The 17946-nt window shown below is 64.2% G+C and carries 21 protein-coding genes and 1 rRNA gene; 10 read left to right on the top strand and 12 right to left on the bottom strand.

From position 1 onward, the window contains the following. The first annotated feature begins 108 nt into the window (after positions 1–108). The 4 genes from CFB46_RS15605 (at position 109) to CFB46_RS15620 (ending at position 2507) form a co-directional block, all read left to right on the top strand. The gene (locus CFB46_RS15605; protein WP_011885486.1) at positions 109–345 is read left to right on the top strand and encodes a (2Fe-2S)-binding protein; all 237 of its coding nucleotides are present in this window, start codon (positions 109–111) and stop codon (positions 343–345) included. A gap of 218 nt (positions 346–563) precedes the next feature. Next, the gene (locus CFB46_RS15610) at positions 564–1295 is read left to right on the top strand and encodes an energy transducer TonB (protein ID WP_089500354.1); all 732 of its coding nucleotides are present in this window, start codon (positions 564–566) and stop codon (positions 1293–1295) included. 35 nt (positions 1296–1330) lie between these two features. Beyond that, positions 1331–2065 (top strand): MotA/TolQ/ExbB proton channel family protein, encoded by a 735-nt coding sequence (locus tag CFB46_RS15615; protein ID WP_027784946.1) that lies wholly within the window; start codon positions 1331–1333, stop codon positions 2063–2065. A gap of 13 nt (positions 2066–2078) precedes the next feature. Continuing rightward, complete coding sequence (locus CFB46_RS15620) at positions 2079–2507, top strand: ExbD/TolR family protein (protein WP_006478310.1); 429 nt, start codon at positions 2079–2081, stop codon at positions 2505–2507. Between the two features lie 405 nt (positions 2508–2912). Here the strand turns inward: CFB46_RS15620 and CFB46_RS15625 are convergent, their stop codons facing one another. After that, entirely contained in the window at positions 2913–3887 is a 975-nt protein-coding gene (locus CFB46_RS15625) for a LysR substrate-binding domain-containing protein (protein WP_089500355.1), read from the bottom strand. Positions 3888–4008: 121 nt separating this feature from the next. Here CFB46_RS15625 and CFB46_RS15630 point away from each other — a divergent pair, with 121 nt between their 5' ends. From CFB46_RS15630 to hemP, 3 genes are all read left to right on the top strand, one after another. Further along, complete coding sequence (locus CFB46_RS15630; RefSeq protein WP_089500356.1) at positions 4009–4881, top strand: pirin family protein; 873 nt, start codon at positions 4009–4011, stop codon at positions 4879–4881. A 98-nt stretch (positions 4882–4979) separates the two neighbouring features. Next, positions 4980–5462 (top strand): SRPBCC family protein, encoded by a 483-nt coding sequence (locus tag CFB46_RS15635; protein WP_027784949.1) that lies wholly within the window; start codon positions 4980–4982, stop codon positions 5460–5462. A gap of 139 nt (positions 5463–5601) precedes the next feature. Next, positions 5602–5847 carry a hemin uptake protein HemP gene (gene hemP, locus CFB46_RS15640; protein ID WP_027784950.1) on the top strand — a complete coding sequence of 82 codons (246 nt, stop codon included), beginning with the start codon at positions 5602–5604 and terminating at the stop codon, positions 5845–5847. Between the two features lie 98 nt (positions 5848–5945). Here the strand turns inward: hemP and CFB46_RS35905 are convergent, their stop codons facing one another. The 6 genes from CFB46_RS35905 to uvrB all read right to left on the bottom strand — a co-directional run bounded on the left by CFB46_RS35905 (position 5946) and on the right by uvrB (position 11692). Beyond that, the gene (locus CFB46_RS35905; protein ID WP_179235069.1) at positions 5946–6131 is read right to left on the bottom strand and encodes a hypothetical protein; all 186 of its coding nucleotides are present in this window, start codon (positions 6129–6131) and stop codon (positions 5946–5948) included. Positions 6132–6141: 10 nt separating this feature from the next. Continuing rightward, the gene (locus CFB46_RS15650; protein ID WP_027784951.1) at positions 6142–7539 is read right to left on the bottom strand and encodes a 4Fe-4S binding protein; all 1398 of its coding nucleotides are present in this window, start codon (positions 7537–7539) and stop codon (positions 6142–6144) included. After that, complete coding sequence (locus tag CFB46_RS15655) at positions 7536–8378, bottom strand: FTR1 family iron permease (protein ID WP_027784952.1); 843 nt, start codon at positions 8376–8378, stop codon at positions 7536–7538. Before CFB46_RS15655 ends, CFB46_RS15650 begins: the two co-directional genes overlap by 4 nt. 58 nt (positions 8379–8436) lie before the next feature. Further along, positions 8437–8769 carry a cupredoxin domain-containing protein gene (locus tag CFB46_RS15660; RefSeq protein WP_059528363.1) on the bottom strand — a complete coding sequence of 111 codons (333 nt, stop codon included), beginning with the start codon at positions 8767–8769 and terminating at the stop codon, positions 8437–8439. Between the two features lie 55 nt (positions 8770–8824). After that, positions 8825–9376, bottom strand: coding sequence for an iron transporter (locus CFB46_RS15665; RefSeq protein WP_006483880.1), 552 nt, complete (start codon positions 9374–9376; stop codon positions 8825–8827). A 225-nt stretch (positions 9377–9601) separates the two neighbouring features. After that, the gene (gene uvrB / locus CFB46_RS15670) at positions 9602–11692 is read right to left on the bottom strand and encodes an excinuclease ABC subunit UvrB (protein WP_027784953.1); all 2091 of its coding nucleotides are present in this window, start codon (positions 11690–11692) and stop codon (positions 9602–9604) included. 259 nt (positions 11693–11951) lie between these two features. Between uvrB and CFB46_RS15680 the strand changes: the two genes are divergently transcribed. Further along, positions 11952–13151: an amino acid aminotransferase gene (locus CFB46_RS15680; protein ID WP_089500358.1), complete on the top strand. Its 1200-nt coding sequence runs from the start codon at positions 11952–11954 to the stop codon at positions 13149–13151. Positions 13152–13269: 118 nt separating this feature from the next. Here CFB46_RS15680 and CFB46_RS15685 read toward each other — a convergent pair whose 3' ends face one another. Then, entirely contained in the window at positions 13270–14058 is a 789-nt protein-coding gene (locus CFB46_RS15685) for a 3-hydroxybutyrate dehydrogenase (RefSeq protein ID WP_089500359.1), read from the bottom strand. Between the two features lie 164 nt (positions 14059–14222). On the opposite strand from CFB46_RS15685, the gene CFB46_RS15690 reads away from it, so the two are divergent. Both CFB46_RS15690 and CFB46_RS15695 read left to right on the top strand, forming a co-directional pair. After that, the gene (locus tag CFB46_RS15690) at positions 14223–15194 is read left to right on the top strand and encodes a potassium channel beta subunit family protein (protein ID WP_089500360.1); all 972 of its coding nucleotides are present in this window, start codon (positions 14223–14225) and stop codon (positions 15192–15194) included. A 111-nt stretch (positions 15195–15305) separates the two neighbouring features. Further along, on the top strand, positions 15306–16151 hold the full coding sequence (locus CFB46_RS15695) for a 23S rRNA (adenine(2030)-N(6))-methyltransferase RlmJ (RefSeq protein WP_089500361.1): 846 nt from the start codon (positions 15306–15308) through the stop codon (positions 16149–16151). Positions 16152–16166: 15 nt separating this feature from the next. On the opposite strand, the gene CFB46_RS15700 is transcribed toward CFB46_RS15695, so the two are convergent. The 4 genes from CFB46_RS15700 to rrf form a co-directional block, all read right to left on the bottom strand. Then, a complete protein-coding gene (locus CFB46_RS15700; RefSeq protein WP_027784958.1) occupies positions 16167–16535 on the bottom strand; it encodes a hypothetical protein in 369 nt (122 codons plus the stop codon). Positions 16536–16649: 114 nt separating this feature from the next. Beyond that, a complete protein-coding gene (locus CFB46_RS15705) occupies positions 16650–16796 on the bottom strand; it encodes a DUF3563 family protein (protein WP_006478295.1) in 147 nt (48 codons plus the stop codon). A gap of 215 nt (positions 16797–17011) precedes the next feature. Further along, positions 17012–17416 carry a Cu(I)-responsive transcriptional regulator gene (gene cueR, locus CFB46_RS15710; RefSeq protein ID WP_027784959.1) on the bottom strand — a complete coding sequence of 135 codons (405 nt, stop codon included), beginning with the start codon at positions 17414–17416 and terminating at the stop codon, positions 17012–17014. A gap of 248 nt (positions 17417–17664) precedes the next feature. Next, positions 17665–17777 (bottom strand): 5S ribosomal RNA (gene rrf / locus CFB46_RS15715). Positions 17778–17946 lie beyond the last annotated feature (169 nt).

The raw sequence follows: 17946 nt of genomic DNA on the forward strand, positions 1-17946 counted from the left end.
CACCGATTCAAGGGTCCGATGACCTTAAAAAAAGCCCGACCCAGGCTTGTCAACGCCCGCAAAATTAATGATAATAATTCGCATTAACGTTAGCTATCGCAACTCATCATGATCGTCTGCGTGTGCAAGTCTGTTTCCGATCGCAAGATTCGCGCGTCCCTCGCCGAGGGCGTGAGTTCTTTCGACGAACTCCAGTTCGAGCTCGGCGTGGCCACGTGCTGCGGCAAGTGCGAGGAGTCCGTACGCGACCTCATGGCCGAGCAAGGCGTCTGCGCGAGCCGGTGCGGTGTCGAGCATCATGCGCATCCGATCCCGGTCACGTTCTACGACCGCAAGGCGGCCTGAGCGGCACCGAGTGTGCGCATGCGGCCCAGGCCGCATTTTTTGTTTTGACCGTCAGCAAGCCACCGTCTTCGCGAGCCAACGGCTTACCTGCCAAGGAGCCTGTGATGGAATTGCTGATCGGATTCGTAACCACCGTTTGCATCTCGCTGCTGATCTTCCGCAAGTGATGCCGATTCACCCGCCGCGCCCCGGGTGCGACATCGTTCTTTCAAGCTAACATGCAGGCTTCGCATCTCGCTCCTGCCGGCGCCATGCCGGCTGCACCACGTATGAATCCCCGAGTGATCGTCGTCGCGGTCGGTGTGCTTGCCGCACACGCGGTCATGCTCGCGGCCGCGTGGCTCCATCGCAACCCGCCGCCGCCGAAATCGGTCGAGGTCCAGACGATCACCGCGCAGCTCATCACGCCTGCGCCGATCGCGCAGCAGGTCGCGGCCGAGTCGATCCCGCAGCCCGCGCCGCCGAAGCCCGTACCGCGCGTGAAGCCGAAGGTCGAGCCGAAGCCGGTGCAGAAGGCGGCGAAGCCGACTCCGCAACCGGTCGCGCCGTCGCCGGCCCCGTCGCCCACGCCCGCGCCGGCCGCCGATCCGACACCTGCGCCCGCCGCGCCCGCTCCCGCGGCACCGGCCGCCACGCCGGGCCCGGCGCGCGAAACGATGCAGGTCAGCGCGCCGAAGAACGTGCCGACGCTTCAATGCAACTTCGTGAAGCCCGACTATCCGTCGATGTCGCGCCGCCGCGGCGAATCGGGCACCGCCTATGTTCACTTCGTCGTCGGCGTGACCGGCAAGATCGAAAGCATCGATCTGCAGAAGAGCAGCGGCTATCCGCGCCTCGACGATGCCGCACTCGACGCGATGCGCTCGACCACCTGCCGTCCGTATATCGAGAACGGCCAGGCGATCCGCGCCGCCCGCACACAGCCCTACAGCTTCGGGCTCACCGACTAACCTGCCTCATCCGGAAGATTCAAAGGAAACAAAAAATGCAAAGCTACGGTATCGCGCACGTCTGGGCGCAAGGTGATTTCGTCACGCGCGCCATTGCGATCACGCTGCTCGTGATGTCGGTCCTGTCGTGGATCGTGATCGTCGTCAAAGGCTGGAACGTGATCCGCCTGAACCGCCTCACGAAGAATGCCGAACAGGCATTCTGGCATTCCGACAATTTCGACGACGGCATCAAGAAGCTCGGCCTCGCCGCATCGACGCCGAACGACAACCCGTTCCTCGCGCTCGCGCTGTCGGGCAAGGAAGCCGCCGACCACCACCATCAGACGCAACCGCACCTGCACGATCGCATGGACGTATCCGACTGGGTCACGCGCTGCCTGAAGGACACGATGGACGAAGGCATTTCGCGCATGCAGAGTGGCCTCGCGATCCTCGCATCGGTCGGCAGCACGGCGCCGTTCGTCGGTCTGTTCGGCACGGTCTGGGGGATCTACCACGCGCTGCTCGCAATCGGCGCCACCGGTCAGACGTCGATCGACCAGGTCGCGGGCCCCGTCGGCGAATCGCTGATCATGACGGCCTTCGGCCTGTTCGTCGCGATTCCCGCGGTGCTCGGCTACAACGCGCTGACCCGTGCGAACAAGGGCGTCGTCAGCAAGCTGCGCCGCTTTGCGCACGGCCTGCACGCGTACTTCGTGACGGGCGCGAGCCTCGCGTCGTCGTCGACGCGCGACGGCCTGCGTCTCGCATCGCGCGCCGCCAGCTGAGACGAGGTGATCCATGGCCATGAACACCGGTTTCAGCGACGATGACGACGATGCCGTGATGAGCGAGATCAACATGACGCCGCTCGTCGACGTCATGCTCGTACTCCTCATCATTTTTCTCGTGACGATCCCGGCGATGCAGCATGCGGTGAAGATCGACCTGCCGCACGCCAGCAGCCAGCCCGTCGACGAAAAGCCGCAGACCGTCGACGTCGCGATCCAGGGCGACGGCACGATCCTGTGGGACGACCACACGGTCACGCGCGAACAGCTTCAGGCACGCATCGCGGAAGCCGCGAAACGCACGCCGCAGCCGGAATTGCACCTGCGCGCGGACCGCAAGGTGGCGTACGAGCACGTCGCGGAAGTGATGTCGGACGCGCAGGCTGGCGGCTTGACGAAGCTCGGCTTCGTGACGGAGCCCGGCGCAAAAGCGAAGTAACGTGCGCGCGTCCCGTCGTCGCCGATAGCCACGGCGCACTTAGCCGGGCTTCCCTGACCGGGCGTCCCTAGCCGGGCACCCCCAAAGTAAAAGGCCTTCATCGCCAGATGAAGGCCTTTTTTCATGCGCACGCGGGCGCCTTCGGGCGGCGGGCTCTTTGGCGGTATCGGTTGCGCCTCGAGCAACGCAAATGCGACTTTGCCGTGGTCTGCACGGACTGCGCGTTCTGCCCTATCTGGCTCGCAATATATGCGGCCACCTGATTCCGCTCAGAACTTCCTTCGCGAAATGGGATTTCAATATAGGCCCGCCCGCGCGCGCATTCAAGGTTCCGGCGATTGAAACTTGCGATTGCAGGCGACGCTTCAATGACAAAACAAATTTGCGTCGTCGTGGGCGCCGTGTTCAGGTCGCCGAAATATCGGCCGCCGCTTCCTTCTTCGCGCGCTCCGGGCAACCCGGCTCCTTGTACGCGCCATGGTCGAGCTTCTCGACCAGGTAATCGACGAACGCACGTACCGCGGGCGGCATCCCCTGCCGCGATACGAACACCGCATACAGCTGCGGCACCGGCAGCGTCCAGCCGGGCATCACGGGCGACAGTTGCCCCGCGCGCAGCGCGTTGCCGTACATCATCTCCGGCAGCGCCGCGATGCCGAGGCCATCGAGCACGGCCTCGCGGATCGTCATCAGGTCGGCCGTCACGAGCCGTGGATCATGCTCGTGCACGTGGCGCGTTCCGTCCGGCGCGATCAGGTTGAATACGTGCCGGCCGTCGACGCTCGGCGTATCGAGCGTCTCGAAGCCGGTCAGGTCATCCGGCGCCAGCGGCGGCGCATTCTGGCTCAGCAGGCTCGGCGCCCCGACCAGCATCTGCTCGGTGCGCCACAGCGGTCGCACGACGATGTTGGCGTTCTGCGGCGGCTCCGAGCGCACGCGCAACGCGACGTCGATCGAATCCTCGAACAGGTCGATCACGCGATTCGTCACGCGCACATGCACCTTCACCTCGGGATAGCGGCGCAGGAATTCGGGCAGGATGCGCGACAGCATCGTCTGCGACAGCGTCACCGGCACGCTGACGCGCACCGAGCCGCGCGGCGACGCGCGCAACTGCTGCACCGCGTTCATCGCGGCCCTCGCTTCGGCAAGCATCGCCTGACAATGCTGGTAGAACAGCTCCCCCGCCTCGGTCAGTGCGAGCTTGCGCGTCGAACGCTGCAGCAGGCGCACGCCGAGCGCCGCCTCGAGCTCGGTCAGGCGCCGCGACAGACGCGATTTCGAGATGCCCAGCACGCGCTCGGCGGCCGAGAAGCCGCCATGTTCGACGACCTGCGAGAAGTACATCAGGTCGTTCAGGTTATGTGCATCGATATTCATCTCATCGTTCCAATTTCAGAACAATCCATTGCGAACCGCCGCGAATCGAACGGTAAAACGCCCAATATAATAGCGCTATGTTTCAAAAATGACGCTATTCCGATGATTTCGAGGGCTTCCCATGACCACCGCTCGCTCGCTTGATCGCACCTACCCCGCGCTTCGCACCACCGAAGGCGGCGGTTTCGTGGTTCACCGCCCGTTCCCGACGCGGCTGCTGATGGATTTCGATCCGTTCCTGCTGCTCGATGAAATGGGCCCCGTCGACTACGCCCCCGGTGAAGCCGTGGGTGCGCCCGACCATCCGCATCGTGGCTTCGAAACCGTGACCTACGCCCTCGATGGACGCTTCCGCCATCGCGACTCGTCCGGCCATGCCGGCACGCTCGGCCCCGGCGACGTGCAGTGGATGACGGCCGGCGCCGGCGTCGTGCACAGCGAGATGCCGGACCCGGCGTTCGCTCAGGCAGGCGGCCGCTCCCACGGCTTCCAGCTGTGGGTCAACCTGCCGCGCCGCGACAAAATGATCGCGCCGCGTTACCAGGAGATCCCGGCTGCCCGCATTCCGACCGCGACGTCGCCGGACGGCCGCGCGCGCGTGCGCGTCATCGCAGGCGAAGCATTCGGCGTACGGGCCGCGATCGAGACGCGCACGCCGATCCTCTATCAGCACTTCACGCTGGAGCCCGGCGCGGCGGTCACGCAGCCCGTGCCGGCCGGTTATCGCGTGTTTGCCTATCCCATCGACGGAACGGGCCTCTACGGGCCTGACGAGCAGGCTGTCGACGCACGACACATGATCGTCTACGGCGACGACGGCGACACCGTCACGTTCGCTGCCGGCGACACGTCGCTCGAGCTGCTGCTGATCGGCGGTGTGCCGCTCAACGAGCCGATCGTCCGTTACGGCCCGTTCGTGATGAATACCGAGGAAGAGATCCGGCAGGCCGTCGTCGACTACCAGACCGGTCGCATGGGGCGCATCGAAACGTAAATCGGATCGGGGCGCAGGTGCCGCGAAGCCGGTGGTTTTGCGTCACAATAAGTTTTTGAACCATGTGGCCGCGCGCCCGCCAGAAGGAACCCGTCACCTTGAACTTCGAACATCTGATCCAGATCAACTCCGACGATCCGGCCGTGACGCCCCTCACCCGCGACCAGCTCTGGGAAGGTCTCGTGCTGCGTGCGGAACAGCCGCAACTGTTCGTGATCGGCCTCGACAGCTGCACCATTCACGAACGGACGGACACGACGCTCGAACGCGAACTGCATTACGGCCACGCGACCGTGCGCGACCACGTGACGTTCACGCCGAACCAGCAGGTCCGCTACGACATCCGCGCGGCCGACGGCGAGATCGGCGGCTCGCTGACGATGACGATCGAGGAGCGCGACGACCACGAGCTGTTCCTGCGTTTCGAGTACCGCACGACGCTGACGGTCACGGACGACAGCGAAGAAGCGCGACAGACGCACGGGATCGTCAAGGAGGCGTACCGCACGTCGGATATCGACACCGTTCGCCTGATCCGCGAATACGCGCAGGGTCGCAAGGATCCCGATCCGCTGCACTGAACCGGTGGCGGCCTGCGGGCCGCCCTTTTTGATTCAAACTATCAGCGCCGGCATTTCGATCGATAAAGAGTTTTTGTAAATGGGAATAGTTATCATTTAGAATTCATTCCATCGTATCGACAGTCACCGATCAAACCGAATGACCGACACCATGCGCCCGACCACGCTGACCCTGCGCCGCACCACCAGCACAGCAGCCAGCAGCCGTCAAAAGACGGCAGCGGTCACCACGCCGGCGAAACCCGCCGGCCACCGCGATGCAGGCACGCGGGTCGTCAACAGCGATGCGCTGCTGCAAGGCCAAAGCCACGTCAGCATCGCGCATAACGGAGAGACTTATCAGTTGCGCGCCACGCGGCTCGGCAAACTGATCCTGACGAAGTAACGACCGAGTATTGTGGGGACCACCTCCCTGAGAGGTGTTGGGCAGTAGCCAGCGGAACGGCTTGCACGCGAGATCTAGACCCCTTCGTGCAAACACACTCAAGCAGCCGTTGCAGCAAGCCAAGCCACTTTTTTGGTTCTCGCACAAGGAAGAAAAAAAAGCGACGCGTCGAAAGACGTGTCGCTTTTTTGTTTGGGCAGCCAATGCGCGAAGCACGTCGCCCGGGTGTCGTTGTTGCCGTCACTGCGCGGCAGCGAGAAGCGGCATGCGCGCCGCTTCAGCATGTCCGCTGCTTCAGAACCCCCAGAACATCAACCACCATGCGCTGTCGACGACGGCCAGCCCGACGGCGAACCACGCGAATGCCGCGAGCCGGCGCGGCCACGCCGCATAGCGCCCCGTCACCTTCCATGCGAGCCACGCGCTCCATACGTTGGCGCCGACCAGAATCGCGATGCGCACATCGGTTGCCCAGCCGAGCGGCACATGCTCGGCGCGCAGCAACGACAGCGTCGTGGCCGACAGCCCGAGGAACACGCCCGCGCCGGCGATCGGGATCAGCGCCTGCGCCAGGTGATGCAGGCGCACGCGATCGAAGCGGCCGAGCATCAGCGTGGCGCCGGCCAGCAACACCAGCAGCGCCGTGCCGTACACGAGCCCCGTGCCGACGATGTAGCTGACGACCAGCCCGCCATCGAGCCAGGAGAACACGTCGTTGCGATCCGGATAGTGCGTGAGCAGGAACCACGGCGCATTGGTCTCGAGCGGCCACGTGATGTCGTGGTCGATCAGCCAGCCCGCGAGCCATTGCTTGATCTGCACGAACCAGGGGCTGACGGTCCAGTGGAACGCGCCGATCGCCACGCCGAGCAGGCCGTACAGGATCAGCGCGGTGTCCCACGGGTTCGCCTGCTCCGCGCCGAGGTTCACGACTTCGTCGGACGGCGAACGCAGCGACAGCGAAATCGCGTCGCGGTGCCCGCTGCAGCGGCCGCACATATGGCAGGCCGCCGCGCCCTTCATGTTGCGCAACGGCACGAGCGGCGCGCAGTTGATCGGAATCACGCGATGGCCGTGCTCGCCGTTCTTGTACGAACGGCGCCACGCCTCCTCGTCGACCTTGTAGCGCATCGGCGCGAGCCGTGCGAGCAGCCCGAACACGCCGTTGACCGGACACAGATACTTGCACCACACGCGTTTCTCGCGGCCGTACAGCAGGCCGATCACGATCGCGCCGACGGTCGAGCCGCCGAGCACGAACAGCACCGCGAGCGGGTACTGGTACACGCTCACCATCTGCCCGTAGATCGTCGTGATGCCGAACGCGACGAACGGCCAGCCGCCCCATCGGATCCAGCGCGGAATCGGGCCGCCGCGGCCGAACTTGCTCGCGTATTCGGTGAGGGCGCCCTCCGGGCACAGCACACCGCACCAGACACGGCCGAGCATCACCATCGACAGCAGCACGAACGGCCACCAGATGCCCCAGAACGCGAACTGCGCGATGAGCGTGAGGTTGTTCCACAGGTGCGCGGAATCGTCCGGCAGCGGCAACACCGCCGGCACGATGATCAGGAACGCGTAGACGGCGACGACGATCCACTGGATACCGCGGATCAGCGCACCGTGGCGCTGCATCCACTGGCCGGCCTGCGCGAGCAGGCCCGGCTTGACGGCGGCGACAACGCTCATGCCGCGCGACCCGCTGCAACGGCCGGGCGGCGGCTCGCGCGCTTCATCAGCAGCCAGACCACCGCCCAGTACACCGCATACGCCACCAGGTTGGTCAGCGCCGGGTGCGCGCGATAGCCCGTCAGCGTCGCGACGAGCGAACCGAACGTGCCCGAATCATCGAGGATCGCGGACGTATCCCACACCTGCGAGATGCCGAGCGGCAGGATTTCCTTGTCGATCAGCTTGTCGACGCCGGTCTGGAACAGGCCCGCGCCGAGAAACAGCAGCATCACCTCGGTGACGCGGAAGAAATGCCGCCACGAGAAATACTTGCCGCCGAGCTGCAGCAGATAGAACGTGAGGAACGCGAGGCCGAGACCGATCACGACCGCGAGCATCTGGCTGCCGTCGACATGGCCCGACTGGCCGAAACCGAGGCCGTACAGGAAGATCACCGTCTCGCTGCCTTCGCGCGCGATCGCGAGCGCGACCAGCACGGCGACGCCCCACCAGTTCGAGTCGCGCGTGCTTTGCTGCAGCGACTGCTCCATGTCGCGCTTCAGCGTGCGGCCGTGCCGGCGCATCCACAGCACCATCTGCACGATCAGCACGCACGCGATCAGCACCATCGCCGTCTGGAAATAGTCCTGCGCGTCGCCGGACAACACTTCGGTAAACCCGACCAGCGCCGCGCCGAGGCCGACGGCCATCAGCAGACCGACGCCCACGCCGGCCCAGAGGAAAGGCAGGCCGCGGCGCGCGTCGTCGTCGCCGTTTTTCAGCCATGCATAGAGAATGCCGACGACGAGCAGCGCTTCGACGCTCTCCCGCCAGACGATGAACAAGATCTGACCCATCGATACCTCCTGACGCGCGGGGCGAGGGACTGGTACGCCCGCGCGCAGATAAAACGCGTTACTTCGCGACGATCACGCCCTGTGCCTGCTGGTGAAAATCGTCGAAAAACTTGTATTCGCCCGGCGACAGCGGGGCGACGACCACGAACGAATCGGCGCCCGGCGCAAGCACCTTCTCCTTGCGCAACTGCACGCTCTCGAATTCGGCGGCGCCCTTGCCGGTGTTCCTGATCTCGATCTTGAAACGCTGACCGGCCGGCACTTCGATGCGGGCGGGATTCAGCTTGCCATCCGTCATCTCGAGCTTGAACGTCGGCAGATCGGCCGCATACGCCGCGCCGGCAAGCCACAGCGCAGCGGCTGCGGCAACGATTTTCTGGGGAATTTTCATTCTGGGTTCTCTACGCCGACGGCGCGCCGAAGCGCGCCGTTCGTGATGCCACCGATCAGTAACCGCCCTTCTTGCCGATACCGGCGAACGGGAAGTCGTATTCGAGCGTGATGGGCTTGAACCACGGGCCCACGCCCGTTTCCTTGTCGACGTGGCGACCGAACGCCATGTGACCCGACTGCATCGGCGGCTTGACGACCATCGTCAGGTGATACTTGCCCGGGCCGGCGAGCTTCACGTTGTCGCCGTAGTGCGGGCCGTCGCTCGCGACCATGCCCATCAGGTCGCCCTCGGCCTTCCACTTCGTGTCGCCCTGCTTCGTCAGCTTGTACGTGACCTGCAGGTACGGCATCCAGTCGCCTTCCGCGAAACCGGTCGGGTTGTTCTTGACCGCATGGATGTCGGCCTCGAGGTGGATGTCGGAATCCGACGCCTTGCGCATCATGCCTTCCGGGTCCATCGTGATCGGCTGCAGATACACCGCGCCGATTTCCATGCCGCCCTGGATCTGCTGCTTGCCGATCGGATACTCGGCCGCCGAGGCCGACATCGCGGCCAGCGCCGCCGCTACCGCAACCGTCGTGCGGATGAACGAAGAACCCAACATGGACACTCCTTGTTATTTCTGACTATCTTGACGACATGCGAGCCGCCGCCGGGGCCGCCCGCTGGAAACACTAACGCGACGAAGAACGTTAATGCGAACTATTCTCAATACATGGGGAGTTTAGCACCGAACCCGTTTCGGAACAAACGGAGAGCGCTGTAAACCCCTGATACGACAAGGCTTACAGGCGCTTTACCAAAAGGATTCAGTGACGCTTGGAAAGATTTACCGGCCGCCGCTGATGTGGTCGCCGACGTTCGCGCCGAACACGCGTTCGCGCAGCACGGCAAGCTGGTCGCGGGTCGCGGCGGCCTTCTCGAATTCGAGGTTCTTCGCGTAGTCGGCCATCTGCTTCTCGAGACGCTTGATTTCCTTCGCGAGTTGCTTTTCCGACATGTCCTCGAATTTCGCGCGCTGCTGCGCCTCCTTCAGCTCCGCGCGCGCGTCGTCGGCGTTGTAGACGCCGTCGATGATGTCCTTGATGCGCTTCACGACGCCGCGCGGCGTGATGCCCATCTTTTCGTTGTGGGCGATCTGCTTCGCGCGGCGCCGCTCGGTTTCGCCGATCGCGCGCTTCATCGACTCGGTCATGTTGTCCGCGTAGAGGATCGCCTTGCCGTTCACGTTCCGCGCGGCGCGGCCGATCGTCTGGATCAGCGAGCGCTCGGCGCGCAGGAAGCCTTCCTTGTCCGCGTCGAGGATCGCGACGAGCGACACTTCGGGAATGTCGAGGCCCTCGCGCAGCAGGTTGATCCCGACCAGCACGTCGAAGGTGCCGAGCCGCAGGTCGCGGATGATCTCGACGCGCTCGACCGTATCGATGTCGCTGTGCAGATAACGCACCTTGACGCCATGGTCGGCCAGGAACTCGGTCAGCTGTTCGGCCATGCGCTTCGTCAGCACGGTGATCAGCACGCGCTCGCCGGCCTTCACGCGCGCGTTGATCTCGGTCAGCACGTCGTCGACCTGCGAGCTCGCCGGCCGCACTTCGATTTCCGGATCGACGAGGCCCGTCGGTCGCACGACCTGCTCGGCGATCTGCCCCGTCACGCGTTTCTCGTAGTCGGCCGGCGTGGCCGACACGAATACGACCTGGCGCATCTTGCGCTCGAACTCGGGGAACTTCAGCGGCCGGTTGTCGAGCGCCGACGGCAGGCGGAACCCGTAATTGACGAGGTTTTCCTTGCGCGCGCGGTCGCCGTTGTACATGCCGTTCAGCTGGCCGATCAGCACGTGCGACTCATCGAGCAGCATCAGCGCATCGGGCGGCAGGTAGTCGACGAGCGTCGGCGGCGGATCGCCGGGCGCCGCGCCCGAGAAATGCCGCGAATAGTTCTCGATGCCCTTGCAGAAGCCGAGCTCCTGCAGCATCTCGAGATCGAAGCGCGTGCGCTGCTCGAGGCGCTGCGCCTCGACGAGCTTGCCGTCGCGATGGAAGAACTCGAGCCGTTCGCGCAATTCGTCCTTGATCGTCTCGACCGCACGCATCACGGTGTCGCGCGGCGTCACGTAGTGCGACGACGGATACACGGTGAAACGCGGAATCTTCTGCCGCACGCGCCCGGTCAGCGGGTCGAACAGCTGCAGCGTCTCGACTTCGTCGTCGAACAGCTCGACGCGCACGGCCATTTCCGCGTGTTCGGCCGGGAAGATGTCGATCGTGTCGCCGCGCACGCGGAACGTGCCGCGCTGGAAATCCTGCTCGTTGCGCGTGTATTGCATCGCGATCAGCCGCGCGATCACGTCGCGCTGGCCGAGCTTGTCGCCGGCGCGCAGCGTCAGGATCATCTGGTGGTACTCGGACGGATTGCCGATACCGTAGATCGCCGACACCGTCGCGACGATCACCACGTCGCGACGCTCCATCAGGCTCTTCGTCGCCGACAGCCGCATCTGCTCGATGTGCTCGTTGATCGACGAGTCCTTCTCGATGAACAGGTCGCGCTGCGGCACGTAGGCCTCGGGCTGGTAGTAGTCGTAGTACGAGACGAAGTACTCGACCGCGTTGCGCGGGAAGAACTCGCGGAACTCCGCGTAAAGCTGGGCCGCGAGCGTCTTGTTCGGCGCGAACACGATCGCCGGGCGGCCGAGCCGCGCGATCGTGTTGGCCATCGTGAAGGTCTTGCCCGAACCGGTCACGCCGAGCAGCGTCTGGAAGGCAAGGCCGTCGCCGACGCCTTCGACGAGCGTGTCGATCGCGGTCGGCTGGTCGCCCGCGGGCGGATAGGGCTGGTAAAGCTGGAACGGCGACCCTTCGAAAGTGACGAATTTGGATTCGTCGAGCGCGTCGCCGACTTCGGCATGATGTTCGGACATGGAGTGCGGCCGGAGCAAGGGCAAAGAAAGCATTCTAGCGCTTCGCGGCCGCGCGAACTGCTGTCGGCTCCTGACGCGCGACGGCCGCCCGAATTCACGATTCGCCGCCCCGATCGCGACGGAATCACCGCCCCCGCCAGCGCGAATTCGCTACAATATCAGGCTGCTGCGCTTTCCGGCGTCGCCCCGTCGGCGCGTTCCACGACGCCCGTCCCGCCGGCTGAAAGCCTGACCCTCTTTTCACTACTGCCGAATCATCATGTCGCTCTTCTCCGCTGTCCAGCTTGCTCCCCGCGACCCGATCCTGGGCCTGAACGAAGCCTTCAACGCCGATGCGCGTCCGACCAAGGTCAACCTCGGCGTCGGCGTGTACACGAACGAAGACGGCAAGATTCCGCTGCTGCGCGCGGTTCGCGACGCGGAGAAGGCGCGTGTCGAGGCCGGCCTGCCGCGCGGTTACCTGCCGATCGACGGGATCGCCGCCTACGATGCGGCCGTGCAGAAGCTGCTGCTCGGCAACGACTCGCCGCTGATCGCGGCGGGCCGCGTGGTCACGGCCCAGGCACTGGGCGGCACGGGCGCGCTGAAGATCGGCGCCGATTTCCTGCGCACCGTGAATCCGAACGTGAAGGTCGCGATCAGCGATCCGAGCTGGGAAAACCACCGCGCGCTGTTCGAAGCGGCCGGCTTCGAGGTCGTCGCATATCCGTACTACGACGCGGCCACCAACGGCGTGAATTTCGAAGGCATGCTGTCGGCGCTGAACAGCTACGCGGCCGGCACGGTCGTCGTGCTGCATGCGTGCTGCCACAATCCGACCGGCGTGGACCTGACCGAAGCGCAGTGGCAACAGGTCGTCGACGTCGTGAAGGCGCGCAACCTCGTGCCGTTCCTCGACATGGCCTACCAGGGCTTCGGCGAGAACATCGAAGCCGATGCCGCCGCCGTGCGCCTGTTTGCCGCAGCCGACCTGAACGCGTTCGTATCGTCGTCGTTCTCGAAGTCGTTCTCGCTGTACGGCGAGCGCGTCGGCGCGCTGTCGATCATCACCTCGAGCAAGGAAGAGGCCACGCGCGTGCTGTCGCAACTGAAGCGCGTGATCCGCACGAACTACTCGAACCCGCCGACCCACGGCGGTGCGGTGGTCGCAGCGGTGCTCGCGTCGCCGGAACTGCATGCTGCGTGGGTGCAGGAACTCGGCGAAATGCGCGACCGTATCCGCGCGATGCGCAACGGTCTCGTCGAGCGCCTGAAGACGAGCGGGGTCGATCGCGATTTCAGCTTCATCAACGCGCAGCGCGGGATGTTCTCGTATTCGGGCCTGACCTCGGCACAAGTCGATCGCCTGCGCGACGAGTTCGGCATCTATGCGGTCGGCACGGGTCGTATCTGCGTCGCCGCGCTGAACACGCGCAACCTCGACGCGGTCGCCAATGCGGTCGCAGCGGTCCTGAAGTAAAGCGGCGCCGGGCGGCAGCCGTCACCGGGCTCGCCCTGCCGACATGAAAAACGCGCTCCATGGAGCGCGTTTTTTTGTGCCGCTCGGCGCCACGGGCGGCCGCACCGCCCGCCCCGCCTTACTGCATGAACCAGCCGTGGCTGACGATGAACGACTGACCCGTGAGCGCGGCGCTCGGGAATGCCGACAGGAACAGCACCGTCTGCGCGACGTCCTGCACCGTCGTGAACACGCCGTCGACCGTGTTGCCGAGCATCACCTTCTTGATCACTTCCTCTTCGCTGATCCCGAGCTCCTTCGCCTGCTCCGGAATCTGCTTGTCGACCAGCGGCGTGCGCACGAAGCCCGGACACACGACGTGCGAGCGCACGTTGTGCTTCGCGCCTTCCTTCGCCAGCACGCGCGCCAGGCCCAGCAGCCCGTGCTTGGCCGTCACGTACGCCGATTTCAGCGGCGACGCTTCGTGCGAGTGCACCGAGCCCATGTAGATCACGACGCCGCCGCGATCGTCCTTGTACATGTGCTTGAGCGCGGCCTTCGTCGTCAGGAACGCGCCGTCCACGTGGATCGCCTGCATCTTCTTCCAGTCGGAGAACGAATAGTTCTCGATCGGGTTGACGATCTGGATGCCGGCGTTCGACACGAGGATGTCGACCGAGCCGAACGCTTCGGCCACCTTGTCGATGCCGCTGTTCACGGCTTCCTCGCTGGTCACGTCCATCGCGACGCCGATCGCCTTGCCGCCTGCCTTGTTGATCTCGTCGGCGACCGCGTTCGCGCCGTCCTGGTTCAGGTCGGCGATCGCGACGGCCGCGCCTGCCTTGGCCAGCTCCAGCGCGATTTCCTTGCCGATGCCGCTCGCGGCGCCCGTGACGACTGCGGTCTTGCCGCTCAGATCTGCTGCCATGTCCGTCTCCTCCCGTTATCGGATCGATAAAACACGCGCCCGCCGCATCCGCGCTCGTCGCGAAATCGTATCGGCGTGCCAGCCGCCATTGTGCACGATCGGCCCCGCCGCTCGCGTGCAAAACGTCTAAGCTTAAGGTCGATTCCGTTCAGCAGGAGATTCTCATGCACTATCGACGGCTAGGCCGTTCCGGCCTGCAGATCAGCGAGCTTTCCCTCGGGTCGTGGGTGACCTACGGCAACCAGGTCGACCAGCGGGTCGCGCGCGAATGCCTCGCCGCGGCCCGCGATGCGGGCGTCAATTTCTTCGACAACGCCGAAGTCTATGCCGGCGGCAAATCCGAGGAAATCATGGGCCACGCGCTCAAATCGCTCGACTGGCCACGCGTCAGCTATATCGTGTCCACGAAGTTCTTCTGGGGGCTCGCGGAAGCTCCGAACCAGTATCACACGCTGAACCGCAAATACCTGATGAACGCGATCGACGGCTCGCTGCGACGGCTGCAGCTCGACTATGTCGACCTCGTCTATTGCCATCGCCCCGATCCGCATACGCCGATCGAGGAAACCGTCTGGGCGATGAGCGACATGATCGTGCGCGGCAAGGCGCTGTACTGGGGCACGTCGGAATGGAGCGCCGACGAGATCCGCGCGGCATGCGAGATCGCCGAGCGGCATCATCTGCACAAGCCGGTCGTCGAACAGCCGCAGTACAACCTGTTCCATCGCACCCGGGTCGAACAGGAATATGCGCGGCTCTACGACGATTACGGTCTCGGCCTCACGACCTGGAGCCCGCTGGCGTCGGGGCTGCTCACCGGCAAATACCGCAACGGCGTGCCGGCCGGCAGCCGCGCGCAGTTGCAGGGCTACGACTGGATGCGCGAACGCCTGACCGATCCGGCCGCCAACGACATCGTCGAACAGCTCGGCGAGATCGCCGCCGAACTCGGCTGCAGCACCGGCCAATTGGCAATCGCATGGGTGCTCGCGAATCCACGCGTGAGTTCGGTCATCACCGGCGCATCGCGAATCGACCAGATCGGCGACAACATGCGCGCGCTCGACGTGGCCGCGAAGCTGACGCCGGATGTGAAGCAACGCATCGAGGCAGTGGTCGGCGACGCATACGAGTAAGGCGGCGCGCGGCCACTCGCGTACAATACGCGGCCGCATCGGCACCCGGCCCGACGGCCGCGCACGATCGACCGCTTTCATCGATTCACCTTTCGTTTCAGGCAGCCCGCCATGCTCAGTTATCGTCACGGTTTTCACGCAGGCAACCACGCGGACGTGCTCAAGCACGCCGTCGTCGTCCAGCTGCTGCGCTACCTGAACAACAAAGACAAATCGTACTGGTACATCGATACGCACGCAGGCGGCGGCGTGTACTCGCTGCGCGACGGTTATGCAGCGAAGACGTCGGAATTCGATACCGGCATCGGCCGGCTGTGGAACGAAAAGAACCTGCCGGAGGCGCTGGGCGACTATGTGGATGAAGTCCGCGCGCTGAACGACGACGGCGAACTGCACTTCTACCCGGGCTCCCCGTACATCGCGTGGCGGTCGATGCGCGAGCAGGATCGTATGCGCCTGTTCGAAATGCACACGACGGAAATCGATGTGCTGCGCCATAATTTCCGCGACGCGGGGCGACGCGCGATGATCTTCGCCGGCGACGGCTTCGAAGGTATCAAGGCGCTGCTGCCGCCGCCGCCGCGACGTGCACTCGTACTGATCGATCCGTCCTACGAGGACAAGAAGGATTACGCGCGCGTGGTGAGCTGCATGACGGAATGCCTGAAGCGTTTCGCGACCGGCTGCTATGCAATCTGGTACCCGCAGGTCACGCGGCTGGAATCGCAGCGCTTTCCCGAACAGTTGAAGCGCCTCCAACCGAACAACTGGCTGCACCTGACGCTGACGGTGTCGAATCCGCCGACCGACGGGCTGGGCCTCTACGGCAGCGGGATATTCATCCTGAATCCTCCGTATACGCTCGCCCAGAGCATGAAGGAGGTGTTGCCGTACCTGGTGGAGAAGCTGGGACAGGACGGCGGCGCCCGCTATCAAATCGAGCACCGCGGAAACTAATCGGGCGACGGGTCGTTACGGCTGGGGTCTCGGCGCGAGCCTCGGCTGGTTGGCCGGCTGCCCGCCCCAGGCGGGAACATTGATATACGGCGCGACGAACAGCGGAACCGACGTGTTCGGCGCCTGCCCGGCCGGAGCCCGCATGCCCGCAGGCTCGACGATCGGCTCCGGGGACAACGGCGCCGTCTGCAACATCAATCCGCCCTTGCCGTCCTGGATACCGCGCTGCGTATCGAGAACGAGCGGCCTGGACGACGTCGCGGCAGCGGCCGCGAGGGCATGAACGAGCACGGCGGCGCCCAGAACGAGACGCGCGCGGGTATTGCGACGCACATCGACACGCAAACGCATGATCGTGTCCTTCAGGATGAAAAGCAGGTCCATACCATAGCGCTGCACCGACGATTTCGCCAGATCCGGCGCACAAAAAAACAAAGCCCCGTCAATACGGGGCTTGCTTATCGTTCGGTGCCGCTCGGCACCTGACGGTGACTCCGATTACAGCGAGTAGCCGTTGGTTTCGAGCGAGCGGATGCGGCTCTCGAGCTGGACGATGTCCGACGACGTGGCGAGGTAAGCCTCACGGCGCTCACGTTCTGCGGATTCGAACCAGTTGCTCAGCTTTTCGACGATGTAGGCGATCATGACGTTCTCCAAGGAAGAGGGACCCCTGGTGAATCGAGATTCAGGGATTTCCCGTATAGGGTTATCCCGAATTATAGCGACGCCGCACCAAGATGCCAGTGAAAAACTTGCATGAAGACCATTCCAATTCGGAATGGAGACGAGAAGACCGACCCTAACCGATTGATTTTTAACGAGATTGAGTCGAAGCCCGTTTTGAGGTCCGAGGGCACGCACTAATTTGGTTCACCGACGGGATCGGCCAGACGCGCCAAAATCGGGCATTCAGGCCGACCGTCACCATGGCAGTGCGCGGCCAGATCGGCCAGCGTGTCGCGCATGTCGCTCAGCTCCGCGATGCGTTTGTCGAGTTCGGCCACGTGCTCGAGCGCGATCGATTTCACTTCGGCGCTGGCGCGCGAGCGGTCCTGCCAGAGCATTAGCAACTTGCGAATATCCTCGACGAGAAAGCCAAGCCGTCGTGCCTGACGGATGAACCGCAGGATATGGATTTCGTCCGCGCCGTAGATCCGGTAACCGGCATCGGTACGCTTGCTCGGCGCAAGAAGGCCGACCTGTTCGTAGTACCGGATCATTTTCGCGCTGACTCCGGATTCGCGCGATGCATCGCCGATATTCATTCCCCCGCCCTCTTCATCAAGCCCTGGTTTCGAACACGAATGTCGACGGATCCCCTCGTCGACGACACTTCGATCGTATCAAATCGCGGGGCTTCGTTCCGGGGGAAGGCTTGGCGGCAGGGATGCAGATGAGGGATCTGGCGCGCACGTTGTAGGGTTACGAGGAATGGGTGCGCTTCGCTGTGCTTTTGGAGGTGCCGAAATGCAAAAACCCCCGCCTGTTCGGGCGGGGGTTTCTGGCTTAGGGAGCCTGACGATTACCTACTTTCACACGGGAATCCGCACTATCATCGGCGTAGAGTCGTTTCACGGTCCTGTTCGGGATGGGAAGGGGTGGGACCGACTCGCTATGGTCATCAGGCAAAGGGGGTTGTTCTGCTGGCGTGGCCAACAGAACCAATCCGGGAAGAAGCAGTAATTTTGGGTTGTGAGCTGTATCTCACACGTACGCGGTACTTCAACCGTCGTACGTCGAGTGCCTTGCACTCGACGCTCGATGTCCGTAAGCGCTAAAGCGCCAACGGGCATCG

Origin of the sequence: Burkholderia sp. HI2761 (assembly GCF_002223355.1) — a bacterium.
GTDB lineage: Bacteria > Pseudomonadota > Gammaproteobacteria > Burkholderiales > Burkholderiaceae > Burkholderia.

Coding starts and splice junctions, on each gene's coding strand:
- CFB46_RS15630 (WP_089500356.1), top strand. CDS start 4,009: ATGACCACCGCTCGCTCGCTTGATCGCACCTACCCCGCGCTTCGCACC.
- CFB46_RS15665 (WP_006483880.1), bottom strand. CDS start 9,376: ATGTTGGGTTCTTCGTTCATCCGCACGACGGTTGCGGTAGCGGCGGCG.
- CFB46_RS35905 (WP_179235069.1), bottom strand. CDS start 6,131: ATGCTGAAGCGGCGCGCATGCCGCTTCTCGCTGCCGCGCAGTGACGGC.
- CFB46_RS15620 (WP_006478310.1), top strand. CDS start 2,079: ATGGCCATGAACACCGGTTTCAGCGACGATGACGACGATGCCGTGATG.
- uvrB (WP_027784953.1), bottom strand. CDS start 11,692: ATGTCCGAACATCATGCCGAAGTCGGCGACGCGCTCGACGAATCCAAA.
- CFB46_RS15685 (WP_089500359.1), bottom strand. CDS start 14,058: ATGGCAGCAGATCTGAGCGGCAAGACCGCAGTCGTCACGGGCGCCGCG.
- CFB46_RS15615 (WP_027784946.1), top strand. CDS start 1,331: ATGCAAAGCTACGGTATCGCGCACGTCTGGGCGCAAGGTGATTTCGTC.
- CFB46_RS15660 (WP_059528363.1), bottom strand. CDS start 8,769: ATGAAAATTCCCCAGAAAATCGTTGCCGCAGCCGCTGCGCTGTGGCTT.
- CFB46_RS15705 (WP_006478295.1), bottom strand. CDS start 16,796: ATGATCGCCTACATCGTCGAAAAGCTGAGCAACTGGTTCGAATCCGCA.
- CFB46_RS15655 (WP_027784952.1), bottom strand. CDS start 8,378: ATGGGTCAGATCTTGTTCATCGTCTGGCGGGAGAGCGTCGAAGCGCTG.
- CFB46_RS15695 (WP_089500361.1), top strand. CDS start 15,306: ATGCTCAGTTATCGTCACGGTTTTCACGCAGGCAACCACGCGGACGTG.
- CFB46_RS15625 (WP_089500355.1), bottom strand. CDS start 3,887: ATGAATATCGATGCACATAACCTGAACGACCTGATGTACTTCTCGCAG.
- CFB46_RS15605 (WP_011885486.1), top strand. CDS start 109: ATGATCGTCTGCGTGTGCAAGTCTGTTTCCGATCGCAAGATTCGCGCG.
- CFB46_RS15650 (WP_027784951.1), bottom strand. CDS start 7,539: ATGAGCGTTGTCGCCGCCGTCAAGCCGGGCCTGCTCGCGCAGGCCGGC.
- CFB46_RS15680 (WP_089500358.1), top strand. CDS start 11,952: ATGTCGCTCTTCTCCGCTGTCCAGCTTGCTCCCCGCGACCCGATCCTG.
- CFB46_RS15610 (WP_089500354.1), top strand. CDS start 564: ATGCAGGCTTCGCATCTCGCTCCTGCCGGCGCCATGCCGGCTGCACCA.
- CFB46_RS15690 (WP_089500360.1), top strand. CDS start 14,223: ATGCACTATCGACGGCTAGGCCGTTCCGGCCTGCAGATCAGCGAGCTT.
- cueR (WP_027784959.1), bottom strand. CDS start 17,416: ATGAATATCGGCGATGCATCGCGCGAATCCGGAGTCAGCGCGAAAATG.
- hemP (WP_027784950.1), top strand. CDS start 5,602: ATGACCGACACCATGCGCCCGACCACGCTGACCCTGCGCCGCACCACC.
- CFB46_RS15700 (WP_027784958.1), bottom strand. CDS start 16,535: ATGGACCTGCTTTTCATCCTGAAGGACACGATCATGCGTTTGCGTGTC.